This window comes from Tenacibaculum sp. MAR_2009_124, from assembly GCF_900105455.1.
Taxonomy (GTDB): Bacteria; Bacteroidota; Bacteroidia; order Flavobacteriales; family Flavobacteriaceae; genus Polaribacter.
In genome coordinates this window covers 1,176,308-1,194,335 of record NZ_FNSF01000005.1, presented here as the reverse complement: position 1 = coordinate 1,194,335, position 18,028 = coordinate 1,176,308, and the positions used below count along the sequence as shown (strand labels likewise).

The 18,028-nt window shown below is 33.3% G+C and carries 12 protein-coding genes; 4 read left to right on the top strand and 8 right to left on the bottom strand.

The window, feature by feature from the left end:
- Position 1 precedes the first annotated feature (1 nt).
- From BLW23_RS16040 to BLW23_RS16025, 4 genes are all read left to right on the top strand, one after another.
- Positions 2-694, top strand: a complete 693-nt coding sequence (locus BLW23_RS16040; RefSeq protein ID WP_093671631.1) for a glycosyltransferase family 2 protein — start codon at positions 2-4, stop codon at positions 692-694.
- Positions 694-2,184, top strand: coding sequence for a cellulose synthase family protein (locus BLW23_RS16035; protein WP_093671629.1), 1,491 nt, complete (start codon positions 694-696; stop codon positions 2,182-2,184). Before BLW23_RS16040 ends, BLW23_RS16035 begins: the two co-directional genes overlap by 1 nt.
- On the top strand, positions 2,185-3,543 hold the full coding sequence (locus BLW23_RS16030; protein ID WP_093671627.1) for an MptA/MptB family glycosyltransferase: 1,359 nt from the start codon (positions 2,185-2,187) through the stop codon (positions 3,541-3,543). It abuts the gene before it with no gap.
- Positions 3,544-3,604: 61 nt separating this feature from the next.
- Positions 3,605-4,639: a LacI family DNA-binding transcriptional regulator gene (locus BLW23_RS16025; RefSeq protein WP_093671625.1), complete on the top strand. Its 1,035-nt coding sequence runs from the start codon at positions 3,605-3,607 to the stop codon at positions 4,637-4,639.
- Between the two features lie 146 nt (positions 4,640-4,785).
- Here the strand turns inward: BLW23_RS16025 and BLW23_RS16020 are convergent, their stop codons facing one another.
- From BLW23_RS16020 to BLW23_RS15985, 8 genes are all read right to left on the bottom strand, one after another.
- Positions 4,786-5,382: an acyltransferase gene (locus BLW23_RS16020; RefSeq protein WP_093671867.1), complete on the bottom strand. Its 597-nt coding sequence runs from the start codon at positions 5,380-5,382 to the stop codon at positions 4,786-4,788.
- 55 nt (positions 5,383-5,437) lie between these two features.
- Positions 5,438-6,193, bottom strand: coding sequence for an energy transducer TonB (locus BLW23_RS16015; RefSeq protein WP_093671623.1), 756 nt, complete (start codon positions 6,191-6,193; stop codon positions 5,438-5,440).
- Between the two features lie 106 nt (positions 6,194-6,299).
- The gene (locus BLW23_RS16010) at positions 6,300-7,022 is read right to left on the bottom strand and encodes an energy transducer TonB (RefSeq protein ID WP_093671621.1); all 723 of its coding nucleotides are present in this window, start codon (positions 7,020-7,022) and stop codon (positions 6,300-6,302) included.
- A gap of 64 nt (positions 7,023-7,086) precedes the next feature.
- On the bottom strand, positions 7,087-7,422 hold the full coding sequence (locus BLW23_RS16005) for a VanZ family protein (RefSeq protein ID WP_255362812.1): 336 nt from the start codon (positions 7,420-7,422) through the stop codon (positions 7,087-7,089).
- Positions 7,423-7,432: 10 nt separating this feature from the next.
- Positions 7,433-7,813 carry a glycine cleavage system protein GcvH gene (gene gcvH / locus BLW23_RS16000; RefSeq protein ID WP_093671619.1) on the bottom strand — a complete coding sequence of 127 codons (381 nt, stop codon included), beginning with the start codon at positions 7,811-7,813 and terminating at the stop codon, positions 7,433-7,435.
- Positions 7,814-7,845: 32 nt separating this feature from the next.
- Positions 7,846-15,036 carry a T9SS outer membrane translocon Sov/SprA gene (sprA, locus tag BLW23_RS15995; RefSeq protein ID WP_093671617.1) on the bottom strand — a complete coding sequence of 2,397 codons (7,191 nt, stop codon included), beginning with the start codon at positions 15,034-15,036 and terminating at the stop codon, positions 7,846-7,848.
- Between the two features lie 20 nt (positions 15,037-15,056).
- Positions 15,057-15,638: a Holliday junction branch migration protein RuvA gene (gene ruvA, locus BLW23_RS15990; protein WP_093671615.1), complete on the bottom strand. Its 582-nt coding sequence runs from the start codon at positions 15,636-15,638 to the stop codon at positions 15,057-15,059.
- Between the two features lie 69 nt (positions 15,639-15,707).
- Complete coding sequence (locus BLW23_RS15985; protein ID WP_093671613.1) at positions 15,708-17,999, bottom strand: NADP-dependent malic enzyme; 2,292 nt, start codon at positions 17,997-17,999, stop codon at positions 15,708-15,710.
- Positions 18,000-18,028: the final 29 nt, after the last annotated feature.

The following is an 18,028-nucleotide window of genomic DNA, read 5'->3' as shown; positions in this document are numbered from 1 at the left end:
AATGAACCAAATAATAAAAGTTATTATTCCTGCTTATAACGAGCAAGATTCTATTGCAAATGTAATTAAAGACATACCTCCTACTGTTGACGAAGTAATTGTTGTAAGCAATGATTCTACTGATAATACTGAAGTAAATGCGAAAAATGCAGGAGCAACCGTTCTGAAAGAATCACGAAAAGGCTATGGTTATGCTTGTTTAAAAGGAATGGACTATGTTGCTAGTAAAGAAATAAAACCGACTATTTTAGTATTCCTCGATGGAGATTATTCAGATTATCCAGAGCAATTAACTGAAATCGTTGCTCCTATAATAGATAATAATATTGATTTTGTAATTGGAGCTAGAGTTAAAAAATTGCGCGAAAAAGGAGCTATGACTCCACAACAAGTTTTTGGAAACTGGCTTGCTACTTTTTTAATGAAACTCTTTTTTGGAGCCAAATTCACAGATCTTGGCCCTTTTAGAGCTATTAAGTATGAGAAACTATTGAATTTAAACATGGAAGACAAAACATATGGTTGGACTGTTGAAATGCAATTAAAGGCAATAAAACAGAAACTAACCTATGAAGAAATCGCTGTAAAATACCGAAACAGAATAGGTGTATCAAAAGTTTCAGGAACCGTTAAAGGTACTATCTTTGCAGGCGTAAAAATTTTAGGTTGGATATTTAAATACAGTTTCAAATAATGATTTTAGAATATATTGTAATCGCGTTATACACAATATCATTAGTTCTTATTTTAATGTATGCGTTGGCTCAATTAAATCTGCTTTTTAATTATTTAAAAGCAAGAAAAAAGCAAGATAATTCGCCTAAGTTTGATTTAGCGAACGCAGAAGAAGTTCCTTATATAACAATTCAGTTACCTGTTTACAATGAGCTTTATGTTATGGAACGTTTACTAGATAACATTGCTAAATTAAACTATCCGAGTGATAAACTAGAAATACAGGTATTGGACGATTCTACTGACGAATCTGTTGAAACCACCGCACAGCATATAACAAAGCTTCAAGAAAATGGTTTAGACATTCAACATATAAGACGTAAAAATCGAGAAGGATTTAAAGCTGGAGCTTTAAAGGAAGGATTGAAAATTGCCAAAGGAGAATTCATTGCAATTTTTGATGCTGATTTCTTGCCAAAATCTTGTTGGTTAGAAGAAACAGTTCCGTTCTTTAAAAATCCAGAAATTGGAGTAGTTCAAACACGTTGGGGGCATATTAATAGAAATTACTCTACTCTTACCAAAATACAAGCATTCGCTTTAGATGCTCACTTTACTTTAGAACAAGTTGGAAGAAATAGCCAAGGACATTTTATTAATTTTAATGGTACTGCTGGTATATGGCGTAAAGAATGTATTTACGACGCTGGAAACTGGGAAGGAGACACCTTAACAGAAGATTTAGACCTTAGTTACCGAGCTCAACTAAAGAAATGGAAATTCAAATATCTTGAAAATGTTGAAACACCTGCTGAGCTTCCTGTAGTTATTAGTGCGGCTCGATCGCAACAGTTTAGATGGAATAAGGGAGGTGCTGAAAACTTTCAAAAAATGCTAAAACGAATTATTACCTGCAAAAACATTCCTTTTAAAACAAAAGTTCATGGAATGCTTCATTTACTAAACAGTTCAATGTTTACTTGTATTTTCCTAGTAGCCATTTTAAGTATTCCAATGCTTTATATAAAAAATGAATATGCTCACTTAAAGATATACTTCTTAGTAATGAGTTTCTTTATTGTTAGCACACTTATTTTTTTCGTTTGCTATTGGTTCATGTACAAGAAAACATACGGTGGCGGTTTTATAAACTTTATAAAATACATAGGTGCATTCTTTTCATTTTTCTCAATCGCAATGGGTTTTTCTTTGCATAATACAATAGCTGTAATGGAAGGGCATTTTGGTAAAAAAAGTGAATTTGTAAGAACACCTAAATTCAATATAAAATCTATAGCAGATGGTTGGAAAAACAATAAATACGTAAGAAATAAACCTTCTATGAATGTTATTATTGAAGGCTTGCTAGCCGTGTATTTTGCTTTTGGAATGTATAGTGCCTTTATCGTAGGTGACCAAGGTGGTGATTTTGGTTTGTTTCCTTTTCACCTTATGCTTTTTATTGGCTTTGGATACGTATTTTTTAAATCTCTTTTTTCTAAAGCTTAAATGAAATTTATCGAGAAACATAGTTCTTTACTAACTGGAGTTATTTTAATCCTATATTTCTTATTTGCTTATTACTTAGAAAGAACCTCTTTTTATTCCTTACTAGCTTTGTGGGGAAGCTTGTTTACCGCTACTTACTTTTTGTTTAGTGTCAAAAAACAAGACTTCTCTTATCTAGCAGGAGTTTCAATATTATTCAGGTTGGTCTTTCTATTTTCTATTCCAAATTTATCGCAAGATTTTTATCGCTTTATTTGGGATGGCAGAATGCTTTTTGAAGGATTCAATCCGTACTTATCCCTGCCTGAAACCTTTATTGAACTTGGAAAACAACCAGTAAATGAAGCTGTAGAACTGTATAAAGGAATGGGAGAAATGAACGGAAGTCACTTCACGAATTACCCTCCTATTAATCAATTATGTTTTTATATTGCCTCACTAGTAGGAAACAACAGTATTTTAGTTTCTGTAACAGTAATGCATTTTTTAATTATCGCAGCTGATATAGGAATCCTTTTTTATGGAAAAAAGCTATTGAAAATAATGAATCTTCCCGTAGAGAATATTTTCCTATATATTTTAAATCCATTTATAATAGTCGAATTAACAGGAAATTTGCACTTTGAACCCGTAATGTTATTTTTTCTGATTTTATCGATGTATAAATTATCGCAAAAAAAATGGGTTCTTTCAGGTATATTTTTAGCACTATCAATCTCAGTAAAATTAATTCCGATACTTTTCCTTCCTTTGTTCTTTAAGTACTTTGTGAATGATAAAACTTCTTTTTTTAATGGAACCAAAAAACTAATAGCTTTTTACCTTGTTACAATAGCAACGCTCCTTGGAACTTTTATTCCTTTTATGTCAGGAGAATTTCTAGCTAATTATGGCAATTCCGTTGGCCTTTGGTTTAGAAGTTTTGAGTTTAATGCTAGTATTTATTATTTAGCCAGAGAAATTGGCTACCTTTTTAGAGGTTATAATGAAATTGGTATCATTGGAAAAATAATACCTTTAGTTGCTATTCTATTTATACTAGGTGTAACTTTCTTTAGAAAGAATAAAAAAATGCAAGATTTGATAACAGCAATGCTTTTATGTTTATCATTCTACTATTTTATTTCCACCACGGTTCATCCTTGGTATTTAGCTACCCTGTTAATTTTGAGTGTTTTCACAAAATATCGCTTCCCTTTAATTTGGAGTTTTGTTATAATTTTTAGTTATCAGGCCTATGCTAACACACCATGGAAAGAAAACTTATGGTTTGTTTTTATTGAATATTTCATAGTTTTTTTGGTGTTAATGTATGAATTAAACATTCCTAAACCGAGTTTTAAAACAAAGCTAACGTAATAGATTGCGCTCATATTAGCGGATTTTCGTATTATTGTTTTTAACTATTTCCTAATTTTTTATGAAAAGGCTAACAATTAAAGACATAGCGAAACATCTTGGTGTTTCGATTTCAACAGTTTCAAAAGCTTTAAATGACAGCTATGAAATTAGTGAAACAACAAAAGAGAAAATCAGAAAATTTGCAAAAGAAAACAATTATAGGCCCAATATTACTGCTGTTAACCTGAAAAACAAAAAAACAAAAACAATTGGTATTTTAATTCCCAACATGTTAAATTACTTTTTAGCTCAAGTATTTAATGGAATTGAAACGGTTGCAAGTGAAAATGGCTATAAAATTATTTCTTGTATCTCCAATGAATCTTATGACAAAGAAGTGGAAACGATTAGAATGTTATCTAACGGTAGTATTGATGGTCTTATTTTATCATTGTCTGAAGAAACCATTAGAAAAAGAAGCTTCGATCATTTTCAAGACACTATCGATAGCGGTGTTCCTATTGTTATGTTCGATAGAATTGCTCAGGACATTGATTGCGACAAGGTCATTACAAATGATTTTGAAGGAACAGTAACTACTGTAAAACATCTTTACAAAACCGGTCATAAAAACATTGCTTTTATTTCTACAATCAGTGATTTAAAAATTGGTGAACGTAGATACTTAGGCTATTTAAAAGGCTTGGAAGACTTAAATCTTACCGTTAATAAAAATCTTGTGATTAATATTGTTGAAGAGGATTATAAAAAATATGAATCTATTTTAGATCCCATATTTAAAAACAATACAATCGACAGCGTTATTACTACTGATGAATCTTCTGCTATCGCCGCAATGAAAGTTGCAACAAGAATGGGATACAAAATTCCGCAAGACTTTTCAGTTATATCTTTTTCAAATGGAATATTAGCCCGACACTCAAGCCCAAAAATGACTACTGTAAGTCAACATGGGGAGATTATGGGAGCTACCGCAGCAGAAATGCTAATTAATAAATTGGAAAAAAAAGGAAACTCCAACAAAAACGAGACAAAAGTTATCAAGACTGATTTAGTTATTCGAGAATCAACAAGACCTACAAAAACTTACTAAAAAACAAAACCCACTCAAAAAATACTGAGTGGGAAAAATTGCTATGAAAAAGAAAAAGAAAGTGGTTTATTCAACCACATTACAAATTTAACAAACTTTTTCTTTTACACAAATATTTTTTACAAAAATTTCACATTTCTTTAATATTAGTTAATCTTTTGGTTTTCAACACGTACAATATTGTTCTCTTTAACGTACAAAATTCCAGATTCAGGGCAAAAGGCCTCTTCCTTTTTATTGAAATTCAAACGACACCCCCGTTTACTAACCCATCCTATTTGCTTAGATGGATTCCCAACAACTAAACCGTACTGAGGAACATCCTTCGTAACAACTGAACCAGCACCTATTAGTGCATATTCTCCAATCGTTATACCACATAGCACTGTTGCATTCGCACCAATTGATGCTCCTTGCTTTACCAATGTTGTTTTAAACTCGTTTTTACGATTAATTTCGCTTCGAGGATTCATTATGTTAGTAAACACCATTGAAGGCCCTAAAAACACATTATCTTCGCATATTACACCTGTATAAATAGAAACGTTATTTTGAACCTTAACATTTTGTCCAAGAATAACCTCTGGAGAAACGACAACATTTTGTCCGATAGTACAATTAGTTCCAATGATTGCATTGGACATAATATGACTAAAGTGCCATATTTTCGTTTCACTTCCTATAGAACTCCCCTCATCTATTACCGAAGTTTCATGAGCAAAATATTGATCTTTTTTATTCATAATTACAAATGTAAAAAACTCAGCTAATAAAATTAACTGAGTTTTCAATCATAATCTATTGCACCATAAATGTAATAGGTAGCATATAGCTTACTTTAACAGGCTTACTATTCTGTTTGCCCGGGGTAAACTGTGGGAGTTTATTAATTACCTTACTTACTTCTTTTTTAAGTCGTACGTGAGGAGCTTTTATCTTAATATCTGAAACATTTCCTTGCTTGTCTATTACAAATTGAGTGTAAATTCTGTACTTCCCCGATCTCATTCCTAAATCATTCGCTAAATCCGCATCAAAATAACGTCGCACGTACTGCTTCATTTTATTTTCTAGACATAATCTACCTTCTTTTTCACTCAATCCTTCACAACCTTTAAAAACAGGTGCATTTTGAATGTTAACCATTGGTATAGGATCTTCACTTTCTTTTATGTCATCACCATCGGAAACCTCATCCAATTTATTGATATCAACAAGAGGTTTATCCTCATTAGTTGGTAAATCAATTAACTCTCTAAGGTCTTCTTCATTATCAACTATTTTAACTTTGGTTATATCAACATGAATTTTTCTTTTTACTTCTGCCGCCTTCTTTTTAGGGACATCCTTCACAAAAACTACGGGTCGATCATCTAATGTGTACATATCTTCCGCATCGAAATGATTATAAGCAATGACCACATCTTCCTTCTTCTCTGATTCATATTCTACCAAAACATAGACTATAAACAGAGAAAGTACCAAGCCTAATTGCGTGAAAATTGTTGAGAATTTTTCCAGTTGTTTTCTTGCATGTTTTTTTTGCATTTTCATAGTGATTGAGTTTAAATTATAATTACTCTTTCAATACAAGAAACATGCCAATAAAAAAAAGCAACCAAATTGGTTGCTTTTTGTAAATATCGTAAGTTATTAAAGTCTACTCTACATTAAATGTAATTGGCAATGTATACCCTACACGTACAGCTCTACCTCTTTGTTTACCAGGTTCCATTTTTGGTAATTTCTTAGCAATACGGATGGCCTCTTGCTTTAATCTTGGGTGTGGAGCTCTTGCTTGAATATCCTCAATATTACCTGTTTTACCGATTTTGAAAACTAGGTAAATTCTTTTCTTTCCAGGAGATAATCCTAACTCATTCGCTAAGTCAGCATCAAAATATCTCTGAATGTGTTTATTCATTTTCTGATTTAAACAATTCTTCTTTTGAGTTTTTGTTCCTTTACAACCAGGAAATACTGGTACGTCTTCAATAATTGAGAAAGGTACATCTTCAACCAAATCTTCTTCCTCTTCTACTTCTTCAATTTCTTCAACGATTACCGCTTCAGCTTCATCAGTTTCAGTAGATTCAATAATTGTTTCTTCCACTTCTTGCTCATCTTCTACTACTTCAATTTTCTCAGGTGCTGGAGGTGGAGGTGTATTTTTTGGTGGAGGCGTAATCTCCTGTTGTATTTCAATAGTTTCTTCTTCAACGTCTGCAGACATATTACTTTGTCCTAAGTCGCCATACTCTTTATCGTATGTTTTATTTTCAATGGCTATGTACGTAATAAATAAAGCTAAAACCAAACCTAACTGTACAAACAGCTTGCTGTAGTTTTCAAGATTTGATTTTGGATTTTTCTTAATTTCCATCCTTTATGTTTTTAATAGTTCGCTAATTTAATTAATTTATTTCAACTTTTACAAGCTATTTTTTCTAAAAAGTGTCTTTTTTGTAAAAAAACACTCGAAACACTGTAAAAGCCAAAAACACACCTATTACATTGGCTATAATATCGTAATAGTCACCGCTTCTATATGTTGTTAATGTTGCCTGTAACACCTCAATAATTATGCCGTAAAAAAAACATAATAACAAGACTATAAATGCATTAGACTTTTTCCGAAAAGCTAACAACCAAAATAACGTTAGAAAAAAATAAGCTGTAATGTGTTCTAGCTTATCAATATGCTTCACATTGACTGGCGGAGTATCTAGTTTTATTAAACAAAGAATAGCGATACTCATTGTAATGAATACCGCTATTGCCAAGTTAATTTTTTTATGATTTAACAAGCTCTTTATAAGCTTCATCACTTAATAAGTTGTCAATTTGAGAAGCATCCGAAATCTTCACTTTAATCATCCAACCCTCTCCATAAGGATCCGAATTTACTAATTCCGGCTCATCTTCTAAGCCTCCATTAAACTCGATTACTTCACCTGTTAAAGGCATAAATAGATCTGATACAGTTTTAACTGCTTCTACAGAACCGAAAACCTCTTCAATTTCAACGGTATCATCTAGGCTATCTACATCTACATAAACGATATCACCTAATTCTCCTTGCGCAAAATCAGTAATTCCAATTGTAGCGATATCACCTTCAATTTTTATCCACTCGTGGTCCTTCGTATATTTTAATTCTGATGGAATGTTCATTGTATTGTTTGTTTTTATTCTTGATTTGTTTTTTAATTTCCTAAATTATATACAAGATTCAATCCTGCATTAATAGCTTGTCTAGGGAATGTTGTTGAAATAGCATAATTAAATGTTTGGTGGTTGTAATAGAAAGATGCCGTTAAGTTTTTACTCAAATTATAATCTGCTAAAAACTTTATTCCAAACAATCTTTCTCCTCCGGTTACCTGATTATTACTTTCATCTACACTCCTAATTAAAGTAAGGTTATCTCTCATTGAAATATCAGCCCTTAAATTAATATCTCCTTTCAAGGTTTCTTTCTTCCCTGTAAATCGGGTTACAAATTTAACATCTCTTATCTTATATCCAAATCCAAATACATATTCTGTTCCATTTATATCAGTAATTGTATTGTTATTAAAATTTAAGGTCAAGCTTCTATCTCTTCTAATCTCCCCTTTAAATGATAAGGAGTTCTTCATTCTGAAGTCAACTTTTATCAACGGTGAAAACTCATCAATAAGTGTTACTGAGGAAATTAGCAAATTAGGCTGGAAGTTTCCAGAAGTATTTGCAACACCTTCTTCATACTGTAAGTTGTTAGTATAATTACCTATTGTATATGATGATTTGTAACCGTGGGTAAGTGTAAATGAAGAAAAATTTTTCTTAAACCATTTATACTTCATTAAGCCATTATAACGTAAAGTCCAATTCGGAATAGGAATATTTTTGAACGGACTCGTGCTAACTGAATTAGGATCCTGTCCTGAATAAGCCGCTAAGAAAGCTGGGAGCATCGCTTGCTGTCCATTTTCCTTAAATGCAGGATCATCTGGGTTAGTAGGCCTCGTGAAACCTGTTTCATTATACAATCTATTTGCTATAGTCGATCTATAATCTCTAAAGTTTTGGTATAGGCTTTCTCCATCTGTAAACATGGTTGACAACATAAAATGACTTATACTAAAATCTCCAGTTTCGAATGCTTTAATGGTATTATTTTGTTCGAAAATATCTTCGCCACTCGCATTAACTCCTGTTTTTATCACATCTAATTGTTGCGTAAGACGACTCGTTTGGATTCTATTTCCTCTTAAGTCAATAGTCAAACTTTTAAAAGGCTTTACTGAAATTGTATAGTCTAACTTCTTATTGCTGTTCTTACCATAATTCTTGTTATAATAAGTGTCATCTGCATTATTAGGATCTCTCGTAACTAACCATCCATTATCAATTGCATTCCTTAAAATATCCGTTTGACTTCCAAATACAAATCCGAAGGTTGGAGCCAATCCACCTCCAAAATTATTTCTTCCCAAGAAACCAACAGATGGTATATACCCTTGAAGAAGTGTTCCGTTATTTTGGCTATAACTAATTTTAGCTCTTTTTACCGATGTTAACACATCGTATAATCCTTTTAATGCTTTATGTCCAAAACTTGCGTTTTTCTTTAACTTTAGTTTTCCATCCGTTTTCTGATCTGCCCCTAATTTTAAAGAACCTTTCTTTACTGGGCCTTTTTTTCCTTTTTTAACTAAAAGTTTATCAAGCTTCAAGGTTTTATAAAAACGTCCAAAGTCTATGGTAGCATTCAAATTATGCGTATTTGCATTTTGAATCATGTTACCAACTTTGTCTCGTACATTACCTACTAGCTCTCCTACTTCATTAAAAATTGGACTTTGAGATGACGCTTGCCAATCGAAATCAGCAGTATAGCCATAATCAGCCGATAAGAACCCTAAATATGGAATTTTATTAATTGGAACTTTATATGTACCATTTAATTTCTGGTGATAAGAATTCGGCCTACCAATATTGAAAAACTTATCATAAATTTCTAAATCTTCCTCTCTACCAAAGCTATCATAGATAAAACTATTGGTCGCATTAAAGTTTAATTGCAACGACTTTGTTAAATCAAATCCTATAGTATAATCCCAATCAAACACAAAATTACGTTGCTTCAATTCAGGTTGAGCCGATAAACCTTCAATCAAGTTTCTCGATTTTTGAGAACTAAAGTTTCTATTAATTCTTGAGTTTACTGCAATAGTTTTTGGTACGGGATTCAAATTCAAGTCTCTTATAAACTTCAAATATTTACTACTTAAAATTTTAGTCTTCTTAAACGGCTCAATAACAAATGGCTTGAAATTAAAGTTATAACTCGCACCAGCCATTACATTTTGATTAATATATTTCTCAATATTATAATCTTTATGGTACTCTTCATTAAAAGAATATGATACTGAGAAGTTTTCTACATCGTAGAATTTTTGTTTTTTCTTACTATCAGGATTTCTATTCTTTTTAACATTAATGAAACTAATACTCTTTCTACGTGTATAATCTTGAGCATTGGCTATATTCTCTCTTGCTTGCTCATTATTTGAAGTTTCAGCGGCATCTCGAGCTTGCTCCAAAGTAATATCTTGGTACTGCGGATCGTATTTAGGATCTCTAAACTCCTCGCCATAACTATAACTCATAGGAATTTGCATGTTCCATTTCTTAGGCATCATTTTACCTATCTGAACGTTGGTAGCTACATTATACTGTTTTACTTCTTCGATACTTCTCTGTTGTACTCTATCTTCTACGCTCCCGAAACCAACAGTTGACATCCTCCCTCCAAGAGAAAGGTTCATTACATCTGCAAGGTTAGCATCTGCATTTACAACAGCTGCCCATCCTCCTTTATTATCAAATCCAACGGCTCTTAATTCATTATACCAAACTTCAATTGATTTAGAGTTGGGAGAGGTGTTTTTTACACCAAGCATTACGGTTCGAACTTGAGCTAAAGTTGGATTTCCTTTTACAGATATTTTGAGTCCGTTAGAACTGAGTCCTGAAAATAATTCAGACACAATAGCCCCTGACGGTCGTTGTAACTTTAATCCTGATAAATCTTCAAGTATCACATCAAGATTGTTTTCAACTGGCCAAATTTGATCCGCTACTGGACTTCCTCCTACTGCCGAATACACTAATGGCTTTTCAATTTCGTAATAATTTTCATTTAAATCTGTACCTAAACGAATAATAGCAACAGCTCCCGCATCTTGACCTTGACTAGCATTTCTTGCAGGATCTTCGGCATGCAAGAACATACGCATATTTTTATAGCGACGCATATCGATACTAATATTCTTGTAAATAGTACGTATTGAATCTGCTGGTAAATCTGTTACTTTTAAAGTTACCGATTGTTCATTTTGTCTTTGAATTCTGTTTGTTCCTTGAAGTAATTCTCTTTGAATTCCTGGAGGCAATTCATATCTATCTCCATTTTGTTCAATATTAACAACTCCAATTTCGAAATTGTTAACTTGATCATCTGGTACAGTTTGAACATATCTTCTCCAATCACTCCTTACTAGTTCTAACTCTCCAAAACGTAAAACAACAGGCATTTTAAACTGAGTCAAAAACATTCTTACGAAACGGATACTATTAAAATCCGAAATTCCATTTATAGGAATTCCTGATCTTACTGGAATTCTAAATTGATACCATCTAGTAGTCTTCGCTTCACCATCGGGACGTGTAACATTCGTATCTTTTATATCTACGATATGGTTAAAACCTACTCCCCTATTTAAATCCGTTTTATCTAAAGATACCTCATATTCAAAATAACTGCTTACCGCATCCATTGTTTGATCTCTATTGATATCTTCTGTATCAGGATATGTAGATGACGATGTAGGATAAGTCTCAGCAGACTGTTCTGGTGTTGGTGAATTCCCCTGAGGGTTGTTATATCTTTTATAACGTGACAAAATAGAAGCATTTGCTGCATCTAAGTCATTTCCTCTAAAAAACTGGAAATTATCTCCAGCTGGATCTGGTAACTGGTTATAGTTTCTACCACTAACAGAAACGTTAAACCTAGCTTTTTCCTCACTATCATTCAACCCGTCTAAACCAACATCTTGATTTACTCTTGCGTTAGCGTCAGCGGCAAAGGCATATAAAATTGAAGGATTAATAGGTGTGAACCCCCAAACAGACTCTCGAACATTACTCCCTACTGTTTTTACGCCATCTTCTGGCAATCCATTTTCGTACTGCTTGCTACCATCTCGTAAAATATCTTCAGAGATACTACCTAAGTTAATTAAGAGTTTTCCCACCTGATTAACCAGTAAATCTGGATTCACCCCAGCTGGCACTCCTTCTTCACCAGTTAATGAATAGTTATCATAAGGATCCATTAGCCAAAACTGGATATACTCAACATTGGCTTGTTCAAAATTATTCGTTGTCAAGGAGCGCATAATTCCACCCCAGTTTTCGTCTGGCTTCGTTAACCTAATTTCGTTACTCTCAGAATCAATATTTACCTCATCGTTATTTCCATTAAAGTTATAAGGACCTCTTTCTGAAGGATAATACGCCAAATCTAAAGTTCTCACTAAATTCTGTTGTGTAATATCTAAATCAAGATCAAAAAGTTCTTCAAATCGAACCTGACGAACCTCATCTCTAGAAAGTTCAATCTCATCAATATTACTTGGCCTATTTACAGTTCCATAAAACAATTGGTCTACATTATACCAAGCAATTTTCGCTCTATGGTCATTATACGACAAATTATTATTTGCGCCACCATCAGCTTCAAACCCTTGAGATTCTGGTGTACTTGCTAAAAACCATTGTTGCGGCGAATTTAAATTAATAGGTATTTGAGATGCCTCAAAATCATCTAAATAAGAAGTAGCCGTTCCATTTACATCAATACCACTTGGTGAACCGGGCAATAAATACGCCATATCGGCTCTAACAGAAACCTTTGAAGCAACATCAGTTTCAACAAACGGTAATTTGTTCGCAAGTTTTGTTAAGAAAGGAACTTCAGACGAATAATCTAAGTTCATCCCTAACATAATATTATCAATTGGCTCTCCACCAAAGTTCACTTTTGGTGTAATCGGACGTTCACTTACATTTAAGAAAGTTCCTCCTAAAACAAAATCTTCTGAAAATCTATGTTCAACATCGACTCCTATAAACGTTTTTCTTTGTTGATTAAAAAAGGTGTTGTTCTCAACTGTTGCATTAATTGGAACTCCAGAGGCTTCTAGTCCTGGATCCAGAATTTGAACTCTTCCTAATTGATAATCTACCACATAATCAACTCCCTCAACAAGAACTCTACCTCCCGCTGTAACTTTCACCGAACCTCTTGGAATATTAAAAGCTCCTAAAGAAATTCCTCTACTTGTCTCTGATTTATAATATCCCTTTAAAAAAAACTTATCCTTGTTTTGATATTCGTTTTTTGCTTGAATTTTTGTGGTAAGGTATAGTTCGTCGAACAAATACTTGGTCTTATCATCTGCCCCGACTAACCTATTGTCAAGATACGAATCATTACCAAAGGGCTCGGGATCAGGAAATATAATATATCCTTTCTCCGAATTTACTGTAGCTCCCTCAACAAAATCAAAATAACCATCTCCTCCTGCTACTTGATACTGACTTTGATCTAAACGGTCAATATGGAAAATTTGCATTAATGGCAAACTTCCAATATTTGCAGTTGATGCATTTTGTAATGTGTTTTGTAGTGTTCCTGTTTGATCGTCTCTATATAATAAATCAAAACGGAATCCTTCTTGTCTTAATGGATATGCACCAAGCGCATACACATTTTTCATCATTAAACGCCAAGTTGGGAATGGCTCCGCTGGAGTAACTCCAGGTCTGACAGTAGTTAAAATTTCACTCCTTAATAACTTTACTACTAAATTTGAAGGAGCAATAACACCATCATTAGAAAATTCTCCTACCTTAAAAACAGCTTCGCTCGTTGAAGCCCCTACAACGGTATATTCATAAGCAACCGAAAGAACCTCTCCGTCATTTAATCTTCTATTTAAAGAAATAAAACCCAATTGAGGGTGTAAACGATATTCACTAGGCTGTAATTTTCTAGCATTTTGCAAATATGAAAAGTCAGTTCCTTGAGCAACTCCCGTAATCCCTTCATTTGCAAAAGCACTTTGCATGGTTGTAACATCTCTAATCAAACCATTTTCAGTTAATAACCTATCTAGTTTATTAACTCCATTATATGGAATATTAGATCCATTTGCTTGAACGGGAACTATTGTTGGATCAACTACCGTATTATTTACTAAATTATTAGACGCTGGAGTTGTATTCGATTCACCTAAATCCGCTATAGCAACAATACTCCTAAAATCATTTACACTTTGGGTTCTATTCGTAACCCAAACCTCTATTCTTGTAATATTAACTGGGCTATTGACCAAAGGATATTGTGTAAGCGCCTTTTTATAATTTTCTCTAAAGTATTGTGAAAGGAAAAAGTGGCGATCATTATCATAATCTGAAGCCCTTAATTCAAAATCTTCTATGGTAGCACCTCCTTCAGCAACTACTGTTCGAGATTGAGAATTTTGTTGCGAGAATGCTGCAGTTACTGTTGTTTTACCAAATTGAAGTTCCGTTTTTACTCCAAACAAAGCCTGCGCCCCGTTAATTAACGAGTTTTTAATTGGCATGCTAATATTACCTGCATCAATTCCTTGTATAATATCATCCTCAGTTGGAGTATATTCAAGTTTTATTAAGTTCTGAAAATTAAAGGTAGACTGTGTATCATAATTTGCTGTAACCTTCAATCTTTTTCCTACTTTGGCTTGTAAACTTGCACTAATCTGTTGGTCAAAATCAAATGTAAAACTACTCTGTTGATCAATAGATATTTGAGGATTCTCATTATTCTGATAAACTCCTCCAAGTTTTATGTTTACCTGACCTCTTGGAATTACCTCAACCGTATTTCCTCCAAAAACAGATTCGAAGAATTTTGAGTTTACATAATATTTTGGCAATAAATTTTTTCTTGCACCTTTTTTGCCTTTCTTCCTTGTATCCGTAGCATCGACCTTTTCTTTAAAATAGGTTTTTATGTCTTTTTTAAGGCGGTATTTTTCGTATTCTTTCGGTGTCAAAAATATGGGAGTCCCTATTAAATAGTCTCCTATTTTTTCAACAAGAACAAATTTATTCAAGGCCTTATCAAAGGTCACTTGAAACTCTGAAGGATTGTTTAAGAAAAGCTTTCCTGTTTGGTTATGTTTAAAATTGTATTTAAGCGGTATTACTGTATCCTTTAACACCGTATTAGCAACACTTTGTGAAAACGAAACAACACTTACCAATAAAGTAAGTGCTGTAAATAATTTATTCATAAATGTATTTTTCAACTTTTCTATAAGTTTTTTAACGCCTGCTTAATGAGCTGTTCTACAGTCGCATCAGGCATTCCCTTTAATATATTATTGACAACCTTTTCGGCTTGTTTCCGAACAAAACCTAAGACCTCTAAAGCAGATAACGCTTCTTCTTTATTAGTATTGTTCTGAACAATAGAAACTTCTTCTAAATCGAACGTTTTTAATATTTTATCTTTCAAATCAACAATAAGTCTCTGGGCTGTTTTTGCTCCAATTCCTTTTACCGATTGAATTAACTTAACATTCTCTGAAGCTATTGCTTGTTGAATTTCTTCAGATGTCATAGAAGAAAGCATTGTTCTAGCCGTGCTTGGACCGACACCTGATACAGATACTAATAATTTGAAAATTTCTCGTTCAACTTTATTAATAAAACCATATAAAGTATGCGCGTCCTCTCTAATAGATAAATGTGTGTACAACACAATATTTTCATCACTTGGCAATAAAGAATACGTGTTCAGAGAAATATGAAGTAAATATCCCACACCGTTACAATCAATCACAACATACGTTGGATTTTTTTCCACAAGTCTTCCCCTTATTTGTGTTATCATCTATTTCTTGTTTCGCGTTGTCTAAAGTAGAAAAATTATTTGTTTTTAAAAATTCTCGTTTTCAATGTTTTAAAAAGACGATGCTTTTTTATTTGAAGCCTTATTTTGAGCATCCACTACAGCTACCGCTGCCATATTCACCATTTCATCAACACTTGCCCCTAATTGCAATATATGAACTGGCTTACTCATTCCTAATAAAATTGGCCCAATAGACTCAATTCCATTAATTTGCTTCATTAATTTATAGGTAATATTGGCGGCATCAAGATTAGGAAATATTAAAACATTTACTTTTTTCCCATTAAGTTTTGAAAAAGGAAACTCTTTTGCCAGTAACTCAGGATTTAAAGCAAAATCGGCTTGTAATTCACCATCAACAACCACATTTGGATGATTTCTATGAATATAAGATACTGCTTCTCTAATTTTAGCTGAACTTTCAGACTTTGTTGATCCAAAATTTGAAAACCCTAACATGGCAATATTTGGAGTCATACCAAACATTTTTGCTAAAGCGGAAGTTAACTGGGTAATTTTCGCCAAGTCTTTTGCCGATGGGTTCACATTAATTGTAGTATCTGACAAGAACATTGGCCCTTGTTTTGTCAACATAAGGTTTGTTGCTGCTACTCTTGTTACTCCTTTATCTTTTTCTATTAATTCTAATATTGGACGAACAACTGAAGGATAAGGTCTAGAGTATCCAGTTATTAACGCATCTGCCTCTCCAGAATTCACCATCATTGCTGCAAAATAATTACGCTCACGCATTAATTTTTTAGCTTCAAACAATGTAACTCCTTTTCTTTGACGAGACTTCCAGAATATTTCTGCATATCGATTTCTAGTCTCTTCTTCCTCATCTGTCTTTGGATCGATAATTGGCACTTCTCCATCAAAACCAAGCTCTTCTTTCAGTTCCAAAATCACCTCTTTTCTCCCCAACAAAATAGGATTCCCTATTTTTTCCTCAAATACTCTTTGAGCAGCTTTTAATACATCTAAGTGATCTGCTTCCGCAAAAACAATTTTCTTAGGATCCTTTTTAGCTCTGTTATGAAGTAATCTAATTTCTTTTGTTCCTGTTCCAGAGCGGTCCATTAACTCTTCCCTGTACTTGTCCCAATCAGTAATTGGCTCTTGAGCTATTCCTGAATCCATCGCTGCTTTCGCTATCGCTGGTGGAATCTCGTAAATTAATCTAGGGTCAAAAGGTTTAGGTATTATATATTCTTTTCCAAAAGATAAGCTTATTTCATCGTAAACAATATTTACTTGTTCAGGAACAGATTTTTTTGCTAAATCAGCTAAGGCATGTACTGCAGCCATTTTCATTTCCTCATTAATCTTTGTTGCTCTAACATCTAGCGCTCCTCTAAAGATAAATGGAAAACCTAAAACATTGTTCACCTGATTCGGATTATCCGATCTTCCCGTAGCCATAATAATATCTTCTCTAGTTTGCACAGCTAAATCATAAGATATTTCTGGTTCTGGATTTGCCATTGCAAACACAATAGGATTTTTCGCCATTGACAGTAGCATTTCTGGTGACACTACATTCCCTTTTGAAAGACCGATAAATACATCGGCATTATGCATAGCTTCCTCTAAAGTATTTACATCTTTATCTGTTGCAAATTCTTCCTTTTGAGAAGTAAGGTTGCCTCTATCTTTTCTGATAACTCCTTTACTATCGCACATTACTACATTCTCTCTCTTCACTCCAAGAGCAAGATACAAACGAGTACATGAAATAGCAGCTGCACCAGCACCATTCACTACAATTTTAACTTCTGAAATATCCTTCCCGTTAATTTCTAATGCATTTTTCAATGCTGCTGCGGAAATGATTGCGGTTCCATGTTGATCATCATGCATTACAGGGATATCAAGCTCTTCCTTTAACCTTCTTTCAATTTCAAAGGCTTCTGGAGCTTTAATATCTTCTAAATTAATCCCTCCAAAAGTTGGAGCTATTGCTTTCACTGTTTCAACAAATTTATCAACATCAGTAGCGTCTACTTCAATATCAAAAACGTCGATATCTGCAAAAATTTTAAAGAGCAATCCTTTCCCTTCCATAACAGGCTTTGATGCCTCTGGCCCTATATCTCCTAAACCTAAAACTGCCGTTCCGTTAGAAATAACTGCTACTAAGTTACTCTTGGAAGTATACTTGTAAACATTGTTTTTGTCTTTTGCTATTTCTAAACAAGGTTCTGCAACGCCAGGGGAATACGCCAAAGATAAATCGTGCTGAGTTGCATACTTTTTTGTAGGCACCACAGAAATTTTTCCTGGAGTTGGTTTTGCATGGTATAATAAAGCTTCTCGTCTTTTTCTTGATTCGCTCATAATAGTGTTGTTTGTATGAACATACAAAT